Annotated in this window: 13 protein-coding genes and 2 pseudogenes; 13 read left to right on the top strand and 2 right to left on the bottom strand. The window is 56.6% G+C overall.

Annotation, left to right across the window (positions count from 1 at the left end):
• Window positions 1-83: 83 nt before the first annotated feature.
• The 5 genes from TCARDRAFT_RS12645 to TCARDRAFT_RS12630 all read left to right on the top strand — a co-directional run bounded on the left by TCARDRAFT_RS12645 (window position 84) and on the right by TCARDRAFT_RS12630 (window position 5,725).
• Complete coding sequence (locus TCARDRAFT_RS12645) at window positions 84-1,961, top strand: spore germination protein (RefSeq protein WP_007290367.1); 1,878 nt, start codon at window positions 84-86, stop codon at window positions 1,959-1,961.
• Entirely contained in the window at window positions 1,958-3,067 is a 1,110-nt protein-coding gene (locus tag TCARDRAFT_RS12640) for a GerAB/ArcD/ProY family transporter (protein WP_007290366.1), read from the top strand. The genes TCARDRAFT_RS12645 and TCARDRAFT_RS12640 overlap by 4 nt, the downstream gene beginning before the upstream one ends.
• The gene (locus TCARDRAFT_RS12635) at window positions 3,055-4,299 is read left to right on the top strand and encodes a Ger(x)C family spore germination protein (RefSeq protein WP_007290365.1); all 1,245 of its coding nucleotides are present in this window, start codon (window positions 3,055-3,057) and stop codon (window positions 4,297-4,299) included. The genes TCARDRAFT_RS12640 and TCARDRAFT_RS12635 overlap by 13 nt, the downstream gene beginning before the upstream one ends.
• 20 nt (window positions 4,300-4,319) lie before the next feature.
• Window positions 4,320-4,478 (top strand): hypothetical protein, encoded by a 159-nt coding sequence (locus TCARDRAFT_RS15600; RefSeq protein ID WP_156784707.1) that lies wholly within the window; start codon window positions 4,320-4,322, stop codon window positions 4,476-4,478.
• A 113-nt stretch (window positions 4,479-4,591) separates the two neighbouring features.
• On the top strand, window positions 4,592-5,725 hold the full coding sequence (locus TCARDRAFT_RS12630) for a DNA adenine methylase (protein WP_007290364.1): 1,134 nt from the start codon (window positions 4,592-4,594) through the stop codon (window positions 5,723-5,725).
• A 79-nt stretch (window positions 5,726-5,804) separates the two neighbouring features.
• Here TCARDRAFT_RS12630 and putP read toward each other — a convergent pair whose 3' ends face one another.
• Window positions 5,805-7,286, bottom strand: a complete 1,482-nt coding sequence (gene putP, locus TCARDRAFT_RS12625; RefSeq protein ID WP_007290363.1) for a sodium/proline symporter PutP — start codon at window positions 7,284-7,286, stop codon at window positions 5,805-5,807.
• Between the two features lie 238 nt (window positions 7,287-7,524).
• On the opposite strand from putP, the gene TCARDRAFT_RS12620 reads away from it, so the two are divergent.
• The 8 genes and pseudogenes from TCARDRAFT_RS12620 (at window position 7,525) to TCARDRAFT_RS12595 (ending at window position 19,715) form a co-directional block, all read left to right on the top strand.
• Window positions 7,525-8,352, top strand: coding sequence for an RMD1 family protein (locus TCARDRAFT_RS12620; RefSeq protein ID WP_007290362.1), 828 nt, complete (start codon window positions 7,525-7,527; stop codon window positions 8,350-8,352).
• 274 nt (window positions 8,353-8,626) lie between these two features.
• Window positions 8,627-12,109 (top strand): helicase-exonuclease AddAB subunit AddB, encoded by a 3,483-nt coding sequence (addB, locus tag TCARDRAFT_RS12615; protein ID WP_007290361.1) that lies wholly within the window; start codon window positions 8,627-8,629, stop codon window positions 12,107-12,109.
• Window positions 12,106-15,846, top strand: coding sequence for a helicase-exonuclease AddAB subunit AddA (gene addA / locus TCARDRAFT_RS12610; RefSeq protein ID WP_007290360.1), 3,741 nt, complete (start codon window positions 12,106-12,108; stop codon window positions 15,844-15,846). The genes addB and addA overlap by 4 nt, the downstream gene beginning before the upstream one ends.
• Window positions 15,847-16,128: 282 nt before the next feature.
• The gene (locus TCARDRAFT_RS15365) at window positions 16,129-16,293 is read left to right on the top strand and encodes a YezD family protein (protein ID WP_198003942.1); all 165 of its coding nucleotides are present in this window, start codon (window positions 16,129-16,131) and stop codon (window positions 16,291-16,293) included.
• Window positions 16,294-16,311: 18 nt separating this feature from the next.
• On the top strand, window positions 16,312-16,503 hold the full coding sequence (locus tag TCARDRAFT_RS15360) for a YezD family protein (RefSeq protein WP_050769641.1): 192 nt from the start codon (window positions 16,312-16,314) through the stop codon (window positions 16,501-16,503).
• Window positions 16,504-16,621: 118 nt separating this feature from the next.
• Window positions 16,622-16,786: pseudogene (locus TCARDRAFT_RS16430) on the top strand (hypothetical protein); the annotation flags it as partial.
• Between the two features lie 477 nt (window positions 16,787-17,263).
• On the top strand, window positions 17,264-18,910 hold the full coding sequence (locus TCARDRAFT_RS12600; RefSeq protein WP_007290358.1) for a nitrite/sulfite reductase: 1,647 nt from the start codon (window positions 17,264-17,266) through the stop codon (window positions 18,908-18,910).
• Between the two features lie 226 nt (window positions 18,911-19,136).
• Window positions 19,137-19,715 (top strand): superoxide dismutase, encoded by a 579-nt coding sequence (locus tag TCARDRAFT_RS12595; protein ID WP_007290357.1) that lies wholly within the window; start codon window positions 19,137-19,139, stop codon window positions 19,713-19,715.
• 262 nt (window positions 19,716-19,977) lie between these two features.
• On the opposite strand, the pseudogene TCARDRAFT_RS15075 reads toward TCARDRAFT_RS12595, so the two are convergent.
• Window positions 19,978-20,192: pseudogene (locus tag TCARDRAFT_RS15075) on the bottom strand (transposase); the annotation flags it as partial.

Genomic DNA, 20,192 nt, shown 5'->3' with positions numbered 1-20,192 from the left:
GCATAAGGGTGGCTCGCCGGTTATATTTTTGGCAGGGGAGGAAACAATATCCATGACGATGTTTATGGGGGTGACGTTTGCTGATGGAAAATGTTTTCACGAAAGCTTATCGCGTGCTCCGCAATATTATTGTTTATCAGCCGCCTAAGCAGCAAAAACCATTCGTGCTTGACGAGAGCGAACCCCATGAACAGGCGCCTGCCGTAGATGGCAAAGCGCCGCTGGCCGATGCCGCCGAACAGCTTACCACTTTGCTGGATTATGCCCGCGATTTACGCCGCGTCATGGAGAAAGCCCACGCCTCCCTAGGCCGCGCGGAAGGCGAGCAGCGTCTTGTCGACCTGGCCCAGGACTTGGAACTTCTCGAGAAGCGCCGGCAGGAGCTGACGCCCATCCGTCTCGCCTATGACAGTAGCTCGCCGCCACTGGGGCGCACCGTAAGCACCAGTCTGGCCGAGAACGAGAAAATCCTGCGCGCGCTGTATAGCCTGCCGGAGAACAAAGACCTTATTCTCCGCAAGTTTGAAATACCGGCGCATAAACCTATCAAGGCCATGTTGGCTTTCCTCGACGGCATGGTGGACAAAAAGGTTATCACCCTCTCAATCCTCCAGCCCCTGCTGCTATTGCCCGATACTGCTGCCCTCAACGCTTGCGACGCCGAAAATATCATCCGGGCGCTGAACGAGCATTTACCCAACACTGAAATCAAGGCGCTGACCGAGTTTGCCCAAATTGCCGAAGGCATCAATGACGGTGACACCGTGCTGTTTCTCGACGGCGCCAACCAGGCCCTGCTTCTTGGCAGTAAAGGCTATGCCAGCCGTAGTGTCAGCACGCCGCGCATCGAACAGACGGTGCGGGGCTCACAGGCAGCGTTTACGGAAAACTTGCGCACCAACACCAGCCTTATCCGCACCATTTTCCCTACCAGCGAACTGGTAACAGAAATCATGACTGTTGGCGACCGTGCTCCCTTAAAGTGCGCCATCATGTACCTTAAGCCGGTGGCTAATCCCAATGTAGTGGCTGAGCTCAAACGCCGTCTGGAACGCATCGTAACCGACTATATCGGTGATATTGGTGTCTTGGAGCAGTTCATTGAGGACCATCCAAATGTCCTGTTTCCACAGATGCTGTCTACCGAGCGGCCTGACCGGGTGGCGGTCCACCTGGCCGAAGGGCGGATTGCCTTGTTGCTGAACGGCGTACCCTTTGTTCATATTCTCCCGGTCAGTTTCTTCACTTTTTTTCATTCCAATGAGGACTTTAGTCTCAAATTTCCGGCCGGCAGTTTTATGCGCGGTCTGCGCCTGCTGGCTGCGCTGCTGTCGGTGACGCTGCCGTCTTTATATATTGCCATCAACTATTTTCACCAGGAGGCGCTCCCCACTGAGCTGGCCCTCGCCATCGCCGGCGCCCGCGAGGCTGTGCCGTCGCCGGCAATATTTGAAATTGTGCTCATGGAGTTTTCCTTTGAACTCATCCGGGAAGCGGGACTGCGCATTCCTGGCATGCTGGGACCAACCATTGGTATTGTCGGGGCCATTATCATTGGCCAGGCGGCGGTAGCGGCTAATATTGTCAGTCCTATTATGGTGGTCATCATTGCCCTTACCGGCTTGGCTTCCTTCGCCATTCCCGACTACCGTCTGTCATTCGCCTTGCGTACTATCCGGTTTATCTACCTTATCCTCGCTGCGACCTTCGGTCTGGTAGGCTTAGCGATCGGCCTGTTAATTACGACAACAATCCTTTGCTCCATGAAATCCTTTGGTATGCCCTACATGGCGCCAGTCGCCCCCAAGGTGGCGCCCAACCTGGATGTAGTCATCCGGGGCAGCGTCTTCCGGCAGGAGCGGCGCCCGGATGCTTTAAACCCTCAGGACAGCCGCCGTCAGCACCGCATCAGCCGCCGCTGGACAATGGGAAAACCACCCGGGAAGGGGGACGAGTCATGACCTACGAACCAGGGCGCATGGGCATCGCTGAAGGACTGGCCTTGGCGTTCGTTCTTACCATTCCGCGCATCTTTCTTACCGCGCCGGCCAACCAGATCGATATTGCCGCTGGCCTGGCCTGGCTGATGCCGCTTGCGAGCGGCCTCGGCGCTTTTGTCGGTTTTTGTTTGCTGATCTTTGTCCTTAGCCGCATTCCCGGCAGCGATTTGGTCGGTGCTGCTTATCATCTTCTCGGACGGGTGGGAGGGCTGTTGGTCGGCTTGTTTTACGCCGGCTACTTTTTCCTTGACGCCGTGCTGCTACTCCGCCAGTTCGCCGAAAATACTTTGCTTACGGCCCTGCCGTTCTTAGAGTTTCGCATCGCCATCGGCATCTATGCTCTGGTAGCCGGGATACTGGCATACATTGGCGTTGAGGGGTTTGCCCGCACTACTTACCTTCTGCTACCGTTTGGGATCATTCCGCTTTTGGGCGTGCTCACTCTTCTGTTTCCGTTTTATAACATTTATCACCTCCTGCCCTGGCAGGGGAGCGGGCTGGGGGTAGTTGTGCCGAAGGCCCTAATGGATGCGGGGTATAACACTGGGGTACTGGTGCTAATCATTTTGGCTAAACCACTACAGAACCTGCGGACGGTAAAGGCCGCTGCTTTATACGGCCTGGGGGGCTCTGCTGCGCTTAAGGCGCTAAGTACTTTTAGCTTTACGCTGGTACTTGGGTACACGACCGGGCGGGAAAAGGTGTTGCCTTTTTACGAAATGGCCCGTCTGGTGTACCTCAGCCGCTATGTACAGCGCATCGAAGCCTTGTTTATTTTGTTATGGGTGATGTATGGCATGCTGGCCATCGCGGCCAATCTGTTTATTGGATTGTACCTCTTGGTGCGCCTGCTCGGTTTGCCGGCTTTGCGGCCGCTCATTCCGGTAGCGACGCTGGTGATCGCTTTTCTCGCCATGATCCCGGGAGACATTACTGATACCATAAACCTCGATATCTTATTCGTCCAGACCTATGCCGCAGCAGCCGTTTATGTCGTGCCGGGCCTTTTGTTCGCCGCCAGCTGGTGGCAAGGGCGCCGGAAGGAGGTGAAAGGATGTGTCGGCTAGTTCTCCTTATCACTCTCATGGTCTTTACGGTTACTGCTACCGGCTGCGTCGGCGCGCGCGAAACAGACGAAATTGCCTATGTGCTGGCCATTGGCCTCGATAAGGGTGAAGAGCCGGGAAAAATCCGCATTACTTACCAGATTGCCGTCCCCCGCTCATTGGCTAGCGGTTCGCAGGCGGGGGGCGGCAAGAGCGATCAGACCGACGTACTCGTTACCTTAGAGGCGCCGTCGCTGGCCGAGGGGCGTAACCTCCTGAACTCAGCGGTTTCTCGCGTCCCCATCCTATCGCATACTAAGGTGTTTATCTTTGGCGAGGAACTGGCTCGCGGCGGGGTGGCGGACGTGATTGGTCCGCTCATGCGCTTTCGCGAGTTTCGCGGCTCCATGTTTATTATGGTCGCCAATGAGGACACGGCCCAGCATTTTATGCAAAAAAACAAACCCAAGCTGGAACTTCTTACGTCGCGCTTCTATGAAAGCATGCTGTTAGCAGGGCAGGAAACATCCTATTATTTGCGCACCCATCTGCATGATTTCTATATACGCTATAAGACCGGCAATATTGCCCCTATTGCCGTCCTGGCCGGGGCGCCGGCAGAAGTAGGGGGGGTGGTGCAGCGGGCGCGGCCGCCAGAGCGGGCCGATGAGTATGTGGGCAACACGCCGCGTGTGAGTTCGACGGAGATGGCGGCTGAGGCGCTGGGTACGGCGGTGTTTGTCCGCGACCGGATGGTGGGCAAACTGACGAACAAAGAGACGCGCATGGTGGCGATACTTACCAACAAATTTCGTCGCGGCTTTCTGGTATTTGATGATCCCCTGGAGCCCCGAAAACTCATCCATGCTAACATGCGCCTGGGCGAGCCGACGAAAATTGTCGTCAACTTTGTGGATGGCCGGCCGGTCATCGACATCTTCGTCTTTCTGGAAGGGGAAATTACAAGCATCCCCAGCGGTATCAATTATGAGCAGCCACAATACCGTAGCCTTATTGAAGCGCAGATTTCCCAGCTCGTAGAGCGCGAGATGGAGCGGACGCTGCGCAAGCTACAGGGCCTTGGCGCCGACGTCGCCGGTTTTGGCTACCGGGCCTGCCGGCATTTCGCCACTTGGCAGGAATGGGAGAACTTTGACTGGCTGGCAGCGTATCAGCAGGCAACCTTTCGTCTGCAGGTGGAAACGAAAATTCGCCGTCAAGGCCTGATGTGGCGGACTTCGCCAGTAAAATAACGGCGCGGAGGTGGCGGCATATGGACTATCTGTACGGATTGGCTGTCGTGGTGGGGGGACTGCATGCCCTGACTTATGCCCACTGGCTGAAAAGGGGCGGCAACCGCGCGGGCGCCTGGGGGATCTTTGTTCTGACAATGGTTTGCCTGGGCCTGTATGTGTATGTGGTGGTACGCTGAGGCATCTTTTCCGAACTTTGGCAGGAACCTAACCTTACGTCTGTCGAATAAATAAAAAAAAGGCGGAAGGTTGAGGCCGGCCGCGCGCAGGAGGAAAAGGATGAGCGACGACGATGCAGCCACTTATCAAATGGCCGGGTGGTAAGGCGCGGGAATTTCGTTACATCGAACGACTAATCCCGCCGTTTGATCGGTACATCGAGCCGTTTTTCGGCGGCGGCGCCATTTATTTCCGGCTGGAGCCGCAGCGAGCGCTTGTCAATGATATTTCGGCTGACTTGATGCAATTTTACCGCTTTGTCCGGGATCGCAGTGAGCGCTTTGCGGTTTGTCTGCGGACCTTTGCGCTCTATTGGGGCAGGATGGCGGAATTTACAGCTATGCTTTGGCCGGATGCGGCTGCGGTGTATCTCCAGTGCCGCACGGGTGCGCTCAGTCCTGCTGTTTTACCTTACCGGATAGAAGCGGTGCTGGCGGTGCGGCGCCGACTTTTTCGGGAATTGTTTGACAGCGGGCTTTTTGTGGATCACACGCGTTTTGCCGCGGTGCTTCGCGCCAGTCTTATTGATAAGCTGCGGCGGCTGCTTAAGCTGGAGGCGGCGTTAGGGCGGCCGCTCAGCGACGGTGAATTGTACGCCAACCTGGAAACAGGGCTGCGCAGCGGTTTTTACCTGCATTTTCGCGGCCTCTATAACGATGCCGCCCTCGGCCGGCCGCTGCCGCGGCCACTCTCGCCTGAGGAGCGGGCGGCAATTTTTTACTTTATTCGCGAATACTGCTATGGTGCCATGTTTCGCTATAATCGCGCCGGCGAGTTCAATATCCCTTATGGCGGGATGGCCTATAACGGCAAAGATTTCGGGAAGAAGATTGACCGGCTGCTAGCGCCGGCGACGGTGCGTTGTCTGGCTGCAGCGGAGCTCTATAACCTTGATTTTGCCGATTTTCTCGATGCGGCGCGCCCGACGGATCGCGACTTTGTCTTTTTCGACCCACCGTATGACAGCGACTTTGCCGACTACGAGGGCCGGACGTTCACGCGCGCTGACCAGCGCCGGCTGGCCGAACGGCTTTATGGTTTAGCTGCGCCGTTTATTCTGATTATAAAAAATACCGATTATATCCACACGCTCTATGCCGGCCGCCCCAACCTGACCATTCTTGCTTTTGATAAACAGTACGCGTACAACGTCCGGCGCCGCAACAATCGCCATGCTAAGCATTTGATTATTACCAATGTCGTCTAATGGGCGCGAAAAGAGCCGTCCATGATTGGACGGCCCTTTTTGGCGCTCGGAGCAGAAGCGAGCGTGAGTAGCAGGGCGCTTAGATGTCGCTGTTGTTTACTTTTTCAAATTCGTCCATAATTTCCTGCGCCGGCGGGTCATCCAGAAGGCTTACAATGTAGATGGCCAGCAGGGAGAAGGCAAAGCCGGGGACGATTTCATACAGGCCCAGCCAGGCAAACTGCTTCCAGATCAGCACCGTCAGACCGCCGACGATGATGCCGGCCAGGGCGCCGTTACGGGTCATGCGCTTCCAGAAGAGGGACATAAGGATCATCGGGCCGAAGGCGGCGCCGAAGCCAGCCCAGGCGTAGGCGACTAGGTCGAGGATAAAGTTGTTCGGGTCAAGGCCGAGCAGGACGCCGAGGGCGGTAACGGCGACGACGGTTAGGCGGCTGATCCATACCAGCTCGTGCTCGCTGGCCGTGGGCCGGATGAGGGCTTTATAAAAGTCCTGCGAAAACGCCGAAGCGGTAACCAGGAGTTGGGAGGAAGCGGTGCTCATTATGGCGGCCAGCACGGCGGACAGAACCACGCCGGCAAAGAAGGAGCTGAACAGGTCATTGGCCATAACCAGAAACACCGTTTCCACATCGGCACCGGTCAGCGGCTGCTTGAGGTACACCCGGCCGACCATGCCGACAAGGACGGCAGCGGCCAGTGATAAGACCACCCAAGTCATGGCGATGCGGGTGGCATGTTTGATTTCGGCGGAAGAACGGATGGCCATGAATCGCACCAGGATGTGCGGCTGGCCGAAATAACCGAGGCCCCAGGCCAGGAGGGAAACAATGGCCACTATGGACAGGGGTTTGCCGTCCGGGTTGGTAAAGGGGTTAAAAAGCTCGCTGTTTAAAGTGTGAAGGGTGTTGTAGGTGGCGGCCGGGCCGCCGATCAGCATCATGGCGGCGATCGGTACAACCAGGATGGCGAAAAACATCATAACGCCCTGGACAAAGTCGGTCCAGCATACGGCCATGAAGCCGCCCAGGAAAGTATAGAAGACGATGACGAAGGCGCCGACGACCATTGCCCAGGCGTACGGGATGCCGAAAACAGTGTGAAACAGCTTGCCGCCGGCCACAAACCCGGACGAAGTGTAAATAAGGAAAAATATCAGGATAAAAATGGCGGAAACGATGCGCAGGGTTTGTGAGGTATCGCGGAACCGGTTTTGGAAATAGTCGGGAAGGGTGAGGGAGTCGTTGGCAATCTGGGTGTACTTGCGCAGCCGCTTGGCCACAAACACCCAGTTGGCCCAGGTGCCCAAAATCAGGCCTAAGGCGATCCAGCCGGCCTGGAGGCCGGAGGAGTAGGCAAAGCCGGGCAGGCCCATGAGCATCCAGCCGCTCATGTCCGACGCTTCGGCGCTCATGGAAGTGACCCAGGCGCCAAGCTGGCGGCCGCCGAGAATGTATTCCGACATGCTGTGCGTTTTACGGTAGTAGATCACGCCGATCAGCATCATGCCGATAAGGTAAAGAATAAAGGCAGCAAGAACTCCTGTGCTGTATCCGGTCATAACCTATTCTCCTTTTATGTAATATATGACAAATTATACGCCGAAAGATGATGGCCGGACAAGGGTGTATGAATGAAATAATAAATATGAAGTATAAGGTATGAAGTATGAAGTATGAGGTATGAGGTATGAGGTATGAGGTATGAGCGGGGGTATGAGAGGTGGGTAGTGGGGCATGGGGCGTAGAAGATGGAATATTTGGAGATGTGACTGGATAAGATGGGGCGGGGAATGAGTAATGGGGCAGACTGATTTTAAAGCAGTTGTTCTGGCAAGTGAGATTGATTTAGGAAAAATTGCCCGGCATTTTGGGATCAACCGAAAATTTAAATGGGAAGACTCGCTGGTCCTGCGGGAAACCACGCTCCAGGGCATTATCCGGCAGCCGGAGAACAAGGCGGTTTATTTGTTCTCCTTTGGCAGTTTGGTGTTTATTAACTGCCAGCCCCATGAAATCACCGACATTGTCAGTTATCTTTACCGCATTGAGCCCAGTTTGTATACCGCCAATATCTTTGAGTTCACCGACGACTATATGTTGGCAGCCGATGCCGGCCAGCCGCCGGCCCTCAACAACGATTATATGGTGACCGACCAGGCGCAGGGCTACCAGGAGGAGATTGTGGTCACGGTGCTGGCCAAATCGGTGGCCCTCGACCGGATTGAAGCACAGATTGGCGTGCTGCTGGATGAAGTCGAAGACATTATTACTTACCTGGAAGAGGGGCGGCTAACCGTGTCGGACCGGCAGTTGGCCCAATTATCGGCCCGGATTTTGGGGTTCAAGTATAACACCATCTCTTATATCATGCTGCTGGACAAGCCGGATATTGCCTGGGCCAGCGAGGAGGCGGACGCCTTGTATGCCGAGCTTAGCACCATCTTTGAACTCGACGACCGGTATGAAATAATTCGCCACAAAACGCAGACCCTGATGGACATCACCGAAGTTTTTTCCGGGCTGTCTCACGCCCGGCGCGGCACGCTGCTGGAATGGGCGGTGATTATTCTCATTACTATTGAAATTTGCCTGTCGCTGTTTGAAATTTTCTTTTTGAACCGCTGAGGACACGGAGAGCGCGATATTTAACCGCTAAATACGCCAAGGACGCGAAGTTGAATTATGATTTTGCGCGATGAATGTCGCGCAAGCGTAGCCCTTTGCGTTCTTTGCGTCCATCGCGGTTTATTTTGTTTCCGTGTCCGCCGTGGTTCTTTTTTTGTTGTTCGTAATTACCCACCACTTTCCGATTACCAACTTCCGGTTACCTTTAGCAAAAGGGAAAAGCGGGCCGGGTGGCCAATACATATAGGCATGAAAGCGAAAGGAGGCGGCTTTTTTGGCTTTGAACCTTATCCTTGGCAGGGCGGGTACGGGCAAGACCAGCCGCTGTCTTGACGCCATCCGCGAGCGGCTGCGGCAAGCTCCTGACGGCCCGCCGCTGCTATTGATCGTGCCCGAACAGGCCACCTTTCAGGCTGAGCGGGAACTGGCCGCCACCCCTGGCCTGAGCGGCTTTGTCCGGGCCCATGTCATGGGTTTTCGCCGCCTGGCCTACCGGGTGCTGGCCGAGACGGGCGGCGGGGCGGCGCCCCACCTGACCGACTTAGGCAAGCGCCTTGTCCTGCGCCGCCTGCTGACCGAGCGCCGCGACGAATTAAAGCTCTTAGGACAGGCCGCTGCCCAGCGCACCTTTGCCGACACCCTGGCCAGCCTGATTTGGGAGTTTAAGACTTATGGCATCGCCCCGGACAAGGTTGCCGCTGCCAGCGAGCGGCTTGGCGCTACGCCGCTGGCGGCCAAGCTGCATGACCTGGCGCTGCTGTACAAGGCATTTGAGGATTTCCTGCAGGGCCGGTACACCGACCCCGAGGACTGCCTGCGCCTGCTGGCGGCCAAAATTCCCGCTGCTACGCTCACCCGGGGCGCCGAAGTGTGGGTCGATGGCTTTGAATGGTTTACGCCCCAGGAATACGGGGTGCTCGAAGCGCTTTTGTCCGCCGCTAAAGACGTTACCGTTACCTTATGCCTGGATGAGCCTGATGCGCCGCACCATGCGGACGAAACAGCGCTCTTTCACCGCTCCTGGAAGACGCGGCAGTCGTTGCGCGCGCGGGCGGCCCGCCTGGGCGTAAGCTGCCGGGAAGAGGTGCTGACGGCTGTCCGACGGTTCCAGGCACCCATCCTCGCCTATGTGGAACGCTATGCCAACGACGCGAGGCCGCCGGCCTGGAGGGGGGATAAGCAGGGCCTGACCATTGCTGAGGCGGCCAACCGCCGGACGGAAGTGGAAGGCATCGCTCGCGACATGATCCGTCTCTGCCGGGACGAAGGCTATCGCTGGCGGGATATGGCGGTGTTGCTGCGCGATATGGACGGTTATATCGACCTGGTTGAAACCGTGCTGGCCGACTACGATATTCCTTTTTTCAGCGACCGCCAGCGTCCGGCCGTTCATCACCCGCTGGCTGAGCTGATCCGCTCCGCCCTGGAGGTTGTGACCGAGCGGTGGGCCTATGAGCCGGTTTTTCGCTGCCTGAAGACCGACCTGTTTCCGTTGTCGCGCGACGAAATTGATCTATTGGAAAACTATGTGCTGGAATTCGGCATCCGCGGCAGCCGCTGGACGAAGGACGAGCCGTGGACGTTCGTGCGGCGCTTGTCGCTGGATGAGGATGCCGAACCGGACGAGCGCCAGCAGGCCTACCTTGACCGCATCAATGCTATCCGCTGCCGGGCGGCGAAGCCGCTGATCCGTTTTGAACAGGCGCTGACGCAGGCGGAGACGGTGCGGGAGATGACGGCTGCGCTCTACGGCCTGTTGGCCGACCTGGATGTGCCGGCGACGCTGGAAAAATGGGCAGCGGCGGCGAGTACCGCCCGCGACCCGGAGCAGGAGCGCGAACACCGCCAGATATGGCACAGTATTGTTGACCTGCTTGACCAGATCGTCGACACCTGCGGTGAACAGCCGATGTCGCTGACAGACTATGCTGCCGTTGTCAACGAGGGGCTCGAAGGGTTGACTTTTAACATCATTCCGCCCGGCCTTGACCATGTGACGGTCACCCCGCTGACGCGGGCGCGGTTGGCAGCCAAAGTTGTTTATCTGCCGGGCGTCAATGACGGCGTTCTGCCAGAGCGAGGCCGCGAGGAGGGCCTGCTCAGCGACCGGGAACGGGCCGAACTGGCTAGTCTTGGGCTGGAACTGGGACCGACCCGGGAGGCGGACGTGTTTGCCGAACAATTTGTTGTCTATACCGCCCTAACCCGGGCGAGCGACCGGCTGTGGGTGAGTTTTCCTTTGGCCGATGCCGAAGGCAAGGCGCTGGCGCCATCGCTTATCATCCGCCGCCTGAAAGAACTAAGCGGCATCGAAGCGCTAAAACCGCTGCCGGTCGAGCCGCCTCCTGGGGCAGAAGACGAATATATTGTTCATCCCCGTCGTAGCTTGGCGGCGCTTGCGGCTGGGCTGCGCCCCGCCCTTGCCGGTCAGCCGGTAGGAACGCTGTGGCGCGACCTCTACAACTGGGCCGTGGCGCGGCCTGACCTTGCCGCCGATTTGCGGCGCGCCGTGGCCGGCCTTTTTCACCGCAACCAGGAACAGGCGCTTCCGCCGGAGCTGGCCCAGCGGTTATATCGCCGACAGGGTAAACTGCGGGGCAGTGTTACCCGTTTCGAGGGCTTTCAGGCCTGTCCGTTCCAGCATTTTGCCCGCTACGGCCTGGCGCTCAAGGAACGGGCGGTGGCGCAGCTTAAAGCCCCCGATTTCGGCCAGTTCTTCCACGCCGCTCTCCGTCAGTTCGGCCTGCGGATTGAAAAGGAGCTGACCGCCGATAACCAGCGCCGCTGGCAGCGGTGGGGCGATGTGCAGGATGAGGAAATCGGGCCGCTCTGTGAGGCCATTGTCCAGGAACTGGCCCCCAAACTACAAAACGAAATTTTGCTCAGTTCGGCCCAGTACCGCAGTATCACCCGGCGCCTGCAGCGGACGCTGCAGCGCACCGTCACCCGGCTGGTGCGGCTCGACCGCCGCAGCCGGTTCAAGCCGGTAGCACTGGAGCAGGCTTTCGGCCGGGACGGCGCCGCTTTGCCGGCGCTGGTTCTTACCCTGCGCGACGGAACCGTGCTGGAACTGGTCGGCCAGATTGACCGCCTGGATATGGCCGAGCACCAGGGCCGGCGGCTGCTGGCCGTAATTGACTATAAGGCCGGCGGCGCCTGGCTGCGCCTGCCGGATGTTTACTACGGCCTGCGACTGCAGCTGTTGACTTATTTGCTGGTAGCCTTGCAGCACGCCGCCGTTTTGTGCGGCGAGGGCGAATACGCCCCGGCAGCGGTGCTTTATTGCTATATCAAAAATCCCAAGGTTTCGGCCAGTCAGTGCCTGCCGCCGGAAGAAGTGGAAAAGGCAATCAATAAGCAGCTTAAAATGCCCGGCTGGCTGCTGGATGACGTAGAAACGGTGCGGCTGTGGGAGCCTGGCCTGGTTGGGTATGCCGAATTTCTCAAAGTGTGCATCAACAAGGATGGCACTTTCCGGAAAAGCACGCAAGCTTATGTCAAAACGGAGGAACAGTTCGCGCTGCTCCTTCGGCATGTGCAGGCGCAGCTGACCGCTACGGCCGAGGCGATCCTGGCCGGGGAGGTGGCCATCCGGCCGTACTCGCTCAAAGGCCGGACGCCATGCGGAAATTGCCGCTACCGCCCGGTCTGCCAATTTGACCGGCTGCTGGCCGACAACGACTTTGTGCAGCTGCCGGACTTGGCCGATGAGGAGATTTGGGCCCGGCTGGCAGCGGAGAAAGGAGAAGAGGCATGAGCAATTGGTCACCGGAGCAACGGGCGGCCATTGAGGCGCGAGGGCAAAACCTGCTGGTGGCGGCCGCCGCCGGTTCGGGCAAGACATCGGTGCTGGTACAGCGCATTATCGACCGCATTTTGGATAAAACGGCGCCGGTCAATGTCGACGCCCTGCTGGTCGTGACTTTTACCAACGCGGCGGCGGCAGAGATGCGCGAGCGTATTGCCCAGGCCCTGACGGCGGAATTGGCCAAAGGGGAACGGACCCGCTATCTTGAGCGGCAGCTCTTACTCTTAAATCAGGCGTCCATTTCCACCATTCACTCGTTCTGCCAGTCGGTAGTACGGCAGTATTTCTACCGGCTGGACCTGGATCCCCAGTTTCGCATTGCCGGCGAGGGCGAAACGACGCTGCTTCGCAGCGACACGCTGGAAGCGCTGTTGGCCGAGCGGTATGAACAGGGAGACGAGGCGTTTCTTACCCTGGTCGACCACTATGGCGATGAACGGGACGACAGCTCACTGGCCGGACTAATCTTGCGCTTATACGAATTTGCTCGCAGCCAGCCCTGGCCGGAGCATTGGCTGCGCCGTCTGGCCGATGCTTTCCGCCTGGACGGGGCGGCCGGCATCGGCGCGCCCTGGGAAGCGCTACTCGCCGACCGCATTGCCCTCGAACTTGAGCGGCTCCAGCACAAGTTCGCCCGCCTGGCGGCGGAGGCGGTACGCCCCGGCAATCCCGCCGCTTATGTCAAAACGTTAGAGGATGACCGGGGCCAGCTCGACTGGGCAATCGCCGCCGCCCGGCATTCTTGGCGCGAACTGGGGGCGGCGCTGAATGGCCTGAAGTTCGGTACTCTCCCCGCAGCCAAGGGCGTGGATGCCGCCGTCTGTAAGCGCTTTCAGGAGCGGCGGAATACCATTAAGTCCAAGGTGAAAGAGATAGCCGAGCGCTATTTCGGACGGCCAGAACAGGAGCTTATCGCCGACATGCGCGCCCAGCTGCCGCTTGTTGAAACACTTATTGACCTTGTGCTCGCATTCGGCCAGCGCTTTCAAGAGGCCAAGAAAGCCAAGGGGCTGGTCGACTTCAGTGACCTTGAGCATTACTGCCTGCAGATATTGCTGGCCGACAACGCGACCCCTGATAATATACAGCCGTCGGCGGTGGCACTGGCTCTGCGCGAGAAGTATGAAGAAGTGCTGGTGGACGAATACCAGGATACCAATGCCGTTCAGGAAACCATTTTAGAGCTGGTGTCGCGGCCTGACCGGCCCAACCGCTTCATGGTCGGCGATGTCAAACAGAGCATCTACCGGTTCCGCCTGGCCGAACCGGGCCTGTTCCTGGAAAAATACAACCGCTATCCGGCGGCAGCGGGCGGCAGCGAGCGGCGCATCGACCTGGCGCAGAATTTCCGCAGCCGTCCTGGCATTTTAGCAGCCGTTAATTTCCTGTTCAGCCAGCTTATGACGCCGCGGGCGGCCGAGATGGGCTACGGCGCGGCCGAAGCCCTCAATCCCGGGCCAGATTATCCGCCGTGCGACCAGCTGACTTTGGCCGGGCCGGTGGAAGTGCATCTTATTAACCAGGCCGAGGCGGTAGCCGCGGCGCCGGCAGCTGACGTAGTCGAGGACGAGGCGGAGCAGCAAGATGCGGACGCGGGCGGCGATGAGCCGGCAAATAGCAGTGAGCTGGTTACCGCCCAGGAACTAACCGCGTTTGAGCGGGAGGCATGGCTTATTGCCCGGCGGCTGCTAGCGCTGAAAGAAGCCGGCCATGTCGTTTACGACAAGCACGACAAGGCTTACCGGCCGCTGGCCTGGCGCGACATAGTCATCCTGCTGCGGACGGTGCAGGGCAAGGCGGGTGTGCTGCTTGACGTGCTGCGGCAAGCCGGTATCCCGGCCTACGCCGATGTTGATGGCGGATATTTTGAGGAAACAGAAGTGCAGGTCATGCTGTCCTTGCTGGCGGTCATTGACAACCCTCGCCAGGACATTCACCTGGCTGGCGTGCTACGGTCGCCGCTCGTGGGCCTAACCGCTGGTGACCTAGCCGCCATCCGCCTGTGCAAGGACGGCGACTTGTGGACGGCGCTGACGGCCGCTGCCGGGGCTGATATAGCTGAGCCGCTCCGGCAAAAGATTGGCGTTTTTCTTGAACGGCTCGACCGGTGGCGGAGTCTGGCGCGGCGGCGGGGCGTCGCCGAGCTTATCTGGAGCATTTACCGCGAAACAGGGTATTATGACTATATCGGCGGTATGCCCGGCGGGGCTCTGCGCCAGGCCAACCTGCGCGTCCTCTACGACCGGGCCCGCCAGTTCGAAGCGACCAACTTCCGGGGACTATTCCGCTTCTTGCGCTTTCTTGAGCGGCTGCGCGACCGCGGTTCGGATATGGCGGTGGCACGGGCGTTAGGCGAAGGCGAAGATGTGGTCCGGGTCATGAGCATTCACAAAAGCAAGGGCCTTGAGTTTCCCGTGGTCGTGTTGGCCGACCTTGGCAAGCAGCTAAATTTGCGGGATACGCAGGAACTAGTGCTGTGCCATAAAGAACTAGGGTTAGGGCCCAAGGTTATCCGCCCCGACCTTCGGGATAGCTACCCGACGCTGGCACGTTGGGGGATTGAGCACAAGCTGACGCTGGAGGCCAAGGCGGAAGAGCTGCGTATCTTGTACGTGGCCCTGACGCGGGCGCGGGAAAAACTTATTTTGGTGGGATCGGTGAAAAAATTAGCCGACCGGTGCAGTGACTGGTGCGCCATGGTGGGTTGGCAGGCCCAGGCGCTGCCGGACGCGCTGATCACTGATGCCAAGAACTATCTCGACTGGCTGGGGCCGGCCATCGTCCGCCATCCTGGCGGCGCCCCCTTGCGTGCGCTGGCTGGTTGTGACGAAACGCCGACCGCAAAATTGGCTGCACTTAATGCGGCCTGGCAGGTCATTACCCATGCGGCCGATAGCATAAATCCGGTCGCGCCGGCCCAGCCCGCCGATAATCCACTGGCTGTTTGCCTTAAAGAATTAAAACCCCTGCCCGGTGGCGACAGCGCTTGGGTGGCAGCGCGGCTGGACTGGCGGTATCCTTATGCCGCGGCCGTGGGTCAGCCGGCGAAACTCACGGTCAGTGAAATCAAGCGCCGGTTCGCGCTGGCGGACCAGGACGGCGAGCAGTGGTATCCGCCGCGGCTGGCGGCGCGGCCGCGCTTTATTCAGACGGCGGGCAAACTAACTGCGGCCGAAGTGGGCACGGCCATGCACACCGTCATGCAACACCTCAACCTGGCCGGCGACATGAGCGCTTCCGGCGTGCGCCGCGAGTTGGAGCGCCTGGTGGCGGCGGAAATTCTCCTGCCCGAACAGGCCGCGGCGGTCGATGTGGAGGCTATTGCCGCCTTTTTCACCAGCCCGCTGGGGCAGCGCCTGCTAAACGCCGCGTGGCGCAGACGTGAACTGGCCTTTTGCCAGGTACTGCCGGCGGCCAGCATCGATCCGGCCCTGGCCGGTACGGACGAAACGGTCTTTATCCAGGGCGTCGTCGACTGCCTTTTTGCCGAGGCTGACGGCTTGATCCTGATTGACTACAAGACCGACCAGGTAAAGGACGGGTTTGAACTGGTTGAGCGGTACGACGTACAGCTTAAGCTCTATGCCGCCGCGATGGAGACTATTTTACGGCAGCCAGTTAAAGAAATATATCTCTATGTCTTCAGTACCGGGCAGATCGTGCCGGTCGGGCGCGCAAGCCGCTGATTGACGCTGAAAAATAATCCAGTCTGGCCAAACTACGGCCGGACTGGATTATTTTGTTTGGGCGCCCTTCTCGACAATTGACATCAACAATAGTATTATTAGTTATATATTGTTAATTATATGGACATAAAAAATAATTATATATATAAACCTTCACCATTCGGGGGTACACTCTATTCAATGCGACCTATATCGCAATTATTATTTCAAAACTTGGAGAAAACGTGAACAGTATTATATGGGCGTGTCTAATATTAAATTATACTTAGGGAGGAAATGGCTATGGCGGTTGGCAGTAGCATGAATACACCCGACAATCTGCCGCCCCGGGTCTGGGAAAAGATTGAGGCGGCAATCCGCACAGTAGGATACGGTTCAATTACGATTATCGTTCAGGACGGGAGAGTCATCCAGATCGAAATAAACGAGAAAATAAAGCTGGTATGATGGGAAAGGGGAAGCGAGATGGACGCGAAAACAAAAGGGGTCAGCGATTTTAAGAGTGGGGCTGTCAGGGCGGAAATTCTCAAAGCCCTCAGCGGTCTTCAGTATGGGCAAGTGGTCATTCAAATAAAAGACGGGAAAGTGACCCAGATCGATAGAACCGAGAAGAGGCGCCTGCCGAGACTGGAAAATGTGGACGGCGACGGCATTTGATTTCAGGACAATCATAAGATTGAAGGCTGGGGATATGTAAGAACAGTGGTGAGTGATATGGCTTGCAATGCGAGGTGTTGGCCTTAGCCGACAATAAGTTCCATATAAGCATGCTTTTCAGATGCCATTCGTCTACGGCGCCAAAAAACTGGGTGAGGCGCTGCGCCGCATCAGCCAAAGTGCGGCGATGAGCCGTACCGGGAGAGCTCCGTACCCGCAATATCATACCCGCGCGATCTGCTTGATACTTTCTTTGCGGTCATGGCTGAACAGAGCACGTTGACACCAATAGCTACTTGTGTTAAACTGAAACCAAGTAAATAACTCTGAGCTGATCAGCAAGACTGAAGGCTGAAGTAGAGTCCCATTGGGACTTTACTTCAGCTTTGTTTTTTTACTCCTTAGTAAGCTTTCGAAAAAGCAGGTATGAAATGGAGGCAAAAAACAGTGAAAGAGGTGAATAAAGGACTTTTCATGGAGATGAACGTAGCTCTAGTCAAGCAGATGGCAATATTGTTTTAAATCAGAGCATGACAAAAAGATTTTAACACAAAGATTACTACAATAAGCGAAGATAGGCGGAAAATGCCTCCGTCGCGATTGTGGGGCGAAATTGAAAAAGTCAAGAGAACATAAGCTCTAATTTCGACAACGAGAACTATGGAGGAAAAAACAAAAAAAGTCCAAGGCGCAAAAGCCTTGAACATAAAAGCATCTTGGTTTTCCGAGAGTGTACTATATATTCGAGGAGGATAGTCAATTGAAACGTCCATGGACTAAGGATTTGTCTAAATTAAATAAAATGGAGTTAATTAAGCTCCAAAAAGATGGGCTTACTATTCTAGATGACATTGAGCGCTTCGCGACCGCGGGTTTTGCTGGTATCCGGGCGGAGGACATCGAACTTTTGAAATGGGCCGGCGTTTATGTGCAAAAGCCACGGACCGACGGGTATTTTATGATGCGGGTAAAAATACCGGGTGGCATCATGAATGCCGGCCAGGCGCGGACGTTGGCCGCAATTGCCCGCGACTACGGACGGAGCGAGCTGCAGTTGACCACGCGCCAAGCGGTACAGTTTCATTGGATCAGGGTGGAAAATTTGCCGGATATCTTTACGCGGCTGACGGCGGCCGGTCTTAGTTCAGTGGAAGCCTGCGGCGACTGCCCGCGCACAGTGGTCGGGAATCCGCTGGCCGGCATCGACCCGGACGAAGTGATAGACGCGCGGCCGTTGGTTGAAAAGGTAACGCGGTTTTTCCAGGGAAATCCTGAGTTTTCTAACCTGCCCCGCAAATTCAAAATTTCGATTTCCGGCAGCGTCGACAACCCCGGCCATGCCGAAATCAACGATGTTGCCTTTACGCCAGCCGTCAAAGAAATTGACGGTGAGCAACTTATCGGTTTTCACGTCATGGTGGGCGGCGGCTTAGCGGCTAAACCGCATATGGCGGTCAAGCTGGACATTTTTGTTCGCCCGGAAGAGGTAGTTAAAGTAGCGGCGGCGGTAGCGACCATTTTCCGCGATTTTGGTTATCGTGAGCAGCGTTTCCACGCCCGTCTGAAGTTTCTGGTCGCCGACTGGGGTGAGGCCAGGTTCCGGTCTGAACTGCTGAAACTTACCGGCCCGCTACCCACCAGAGGGAAAGACTTGACGCGGGGGTGGAACGGGGGCTATTATTACGGTGTTCACCCGCAGAAACAAACCGGTTTGCATTATGTCGGCCTGGCCGTCCCCGGCGGGCTGCTTACGGCGGCTGATATGGAGGAGCTGGCTGAGCTGGCGGTACGGTACGGTGACGGTTCGCTGCGGACTACCAACACCCAAAATGTAATTTTAGCCAATATTGCGGACAATAAAGTAGCCGCTTTGCTGGATGAGGACCTGTTAAAACGCTTTACTCCTTTTCCCCAGTCGTTTGCGGGCTATGCTGTAACATGCACTGGTAATACTTTTTGCAATCTGGCGACTGTGGAAACGAAACGGCGGCTAACTTCCATCGTGGAATACCTTGATAAACATGTCAAACTTGATACGCCGGTACGCTTGCACCTGTCCGGCTGCCCTAACGCGTGCGGCCATCATCAGATTGCCGATATTGGTCTCCAAGGCACACTGCTTAATATTGACGGCAAAGCCATTGAAGCGTTTGAACTTTGGCTTGGTGGCGCCTTAGGACCGGGTGCGGCTTTTGCGACGAAACTGGAGGGGCGTATTCCCGCCGGCGAGGCGGCGAAGGCCATTGAGCAGCTGCTGAATTTTTTCCAGGTAAACAAGGGTGAAGGCGAAACATTTGCCGCCTTTGTCAGACGGGTCGGGGTGTCGGCCTTCCAAACCAAGCTGGATGAGTTTTTAGGAGCATCCGGTCGAGGGGAGCAGTCGGTCAAAAAGGCGGTTAACGGGTAAAGAACAGTATAAGATATGGATTGCTTAAATGCTAATTTAAGTTTAAGGCGCTGGGTTGATGCCGCAGCGCCTTTTAATATTAGAACAAAACGTGACAGACCTTTACGTGAAGCGGAAGTAGACCGGGAATAATACCGCAAGACAGTGAGGCATTGACGCTGGTTGTTGCATAAAGTAGAATGGGGGTTTTAATGGCCGCGCTATGAATAAGTGGAGGAGGAATACTGTGGAATATAAGGCCAAAGATTATTCCCGCCTTATTGGGATGGAAGGGTTTAGCCCCGAACTCCTCAGGAGACATTTCACGCTGTACCAGGGTTATGTGACCAACACCAATAAACTGCTGGAAATCTTAGAGCAAATGTTGCGCGCGGGCAATTTGAATACGCCGGAGTACAATGAGCTCAAGCGGCATTTGGGTTGGGAGTTTGACGGCATGCGGCTCCACGAGTACTATTTTGAAAATCTGGGCGGCAATGGCCGCCTCAGCCGGCGCAGCCGGGTTGCCGCAGCAATGATACAAAACTTCGGCAGTGTGCAGGCCTGGGAAAAAGACTTCCGGGCGACCGGCGCCATCCGCGGCATCGGCTGGGCTATCCTGTATCAGGACGTGACGAACGGCCGGCTGATAAACTTTTGGATTAATGAACACGATAAGGGGCACCCGGCAGGATGCAATCCGCTGCTGGTGATGGACGTGTGGGAACACGCCTATATGCCGGATTACGGCATTGACCGCGCCGCCTATATCAATGCCTTTTTCCGTAACATCGACTGGCGGGTGGTAGAGGAACGGCTGCTGTAACAAAATGCCGCCTGTGCCTAGCGCAGGCGGCATTTTGCCGGTGGGGAGCGGTTCGCTTCCTAAATTTAATTTGAGAGTTTTGCATAATTCAATCGCAAGTTATCCACAAAGAGATGTCTTTAAGCAATTTTGATGTCAAATTCAAGAGCTATTAGTGTAATTAGCCAATTTTTAACAAAAATGCTCCAATATCATCCTAAAAAAGGGTAGACCTATCCCTATGGTGGGCTAATTCTGTAAAAAGTAAGATGAAAAACAATAATTAGGCTGCTTTTTGCTGATGTATCTGGCGATTAACCGCTATTGTTCCTGCCAGTAAAGCAATGCAGCAAAGCATTAGATGTGCTGTAACCTTTTTAATTCCCTGTACACGAACCGTGTNTGCTCCAAGCTGCTCCTTCAATCGGGAAAATGCTCGTTCTACCGATGTTCGGTCCGCATAAAGTTTTCCCATTCCCGTGTGCCACGATGAGGAGT

This window comes from Thermosinus carboxydivorans Nor1 (genome assembly GCF_000169155.1).
Lineage (GTDB): Bacteria > Bacillota > Negativicutes > Sporomusales > Thermosinaceae > Thermosinus > Thermosinus carboxydivorans.
The sequence above is the reverse complement of the archived record's forward strand: the minus strand, read 5'-3'. Positions and strand labels throughout refer to the sequence as shown.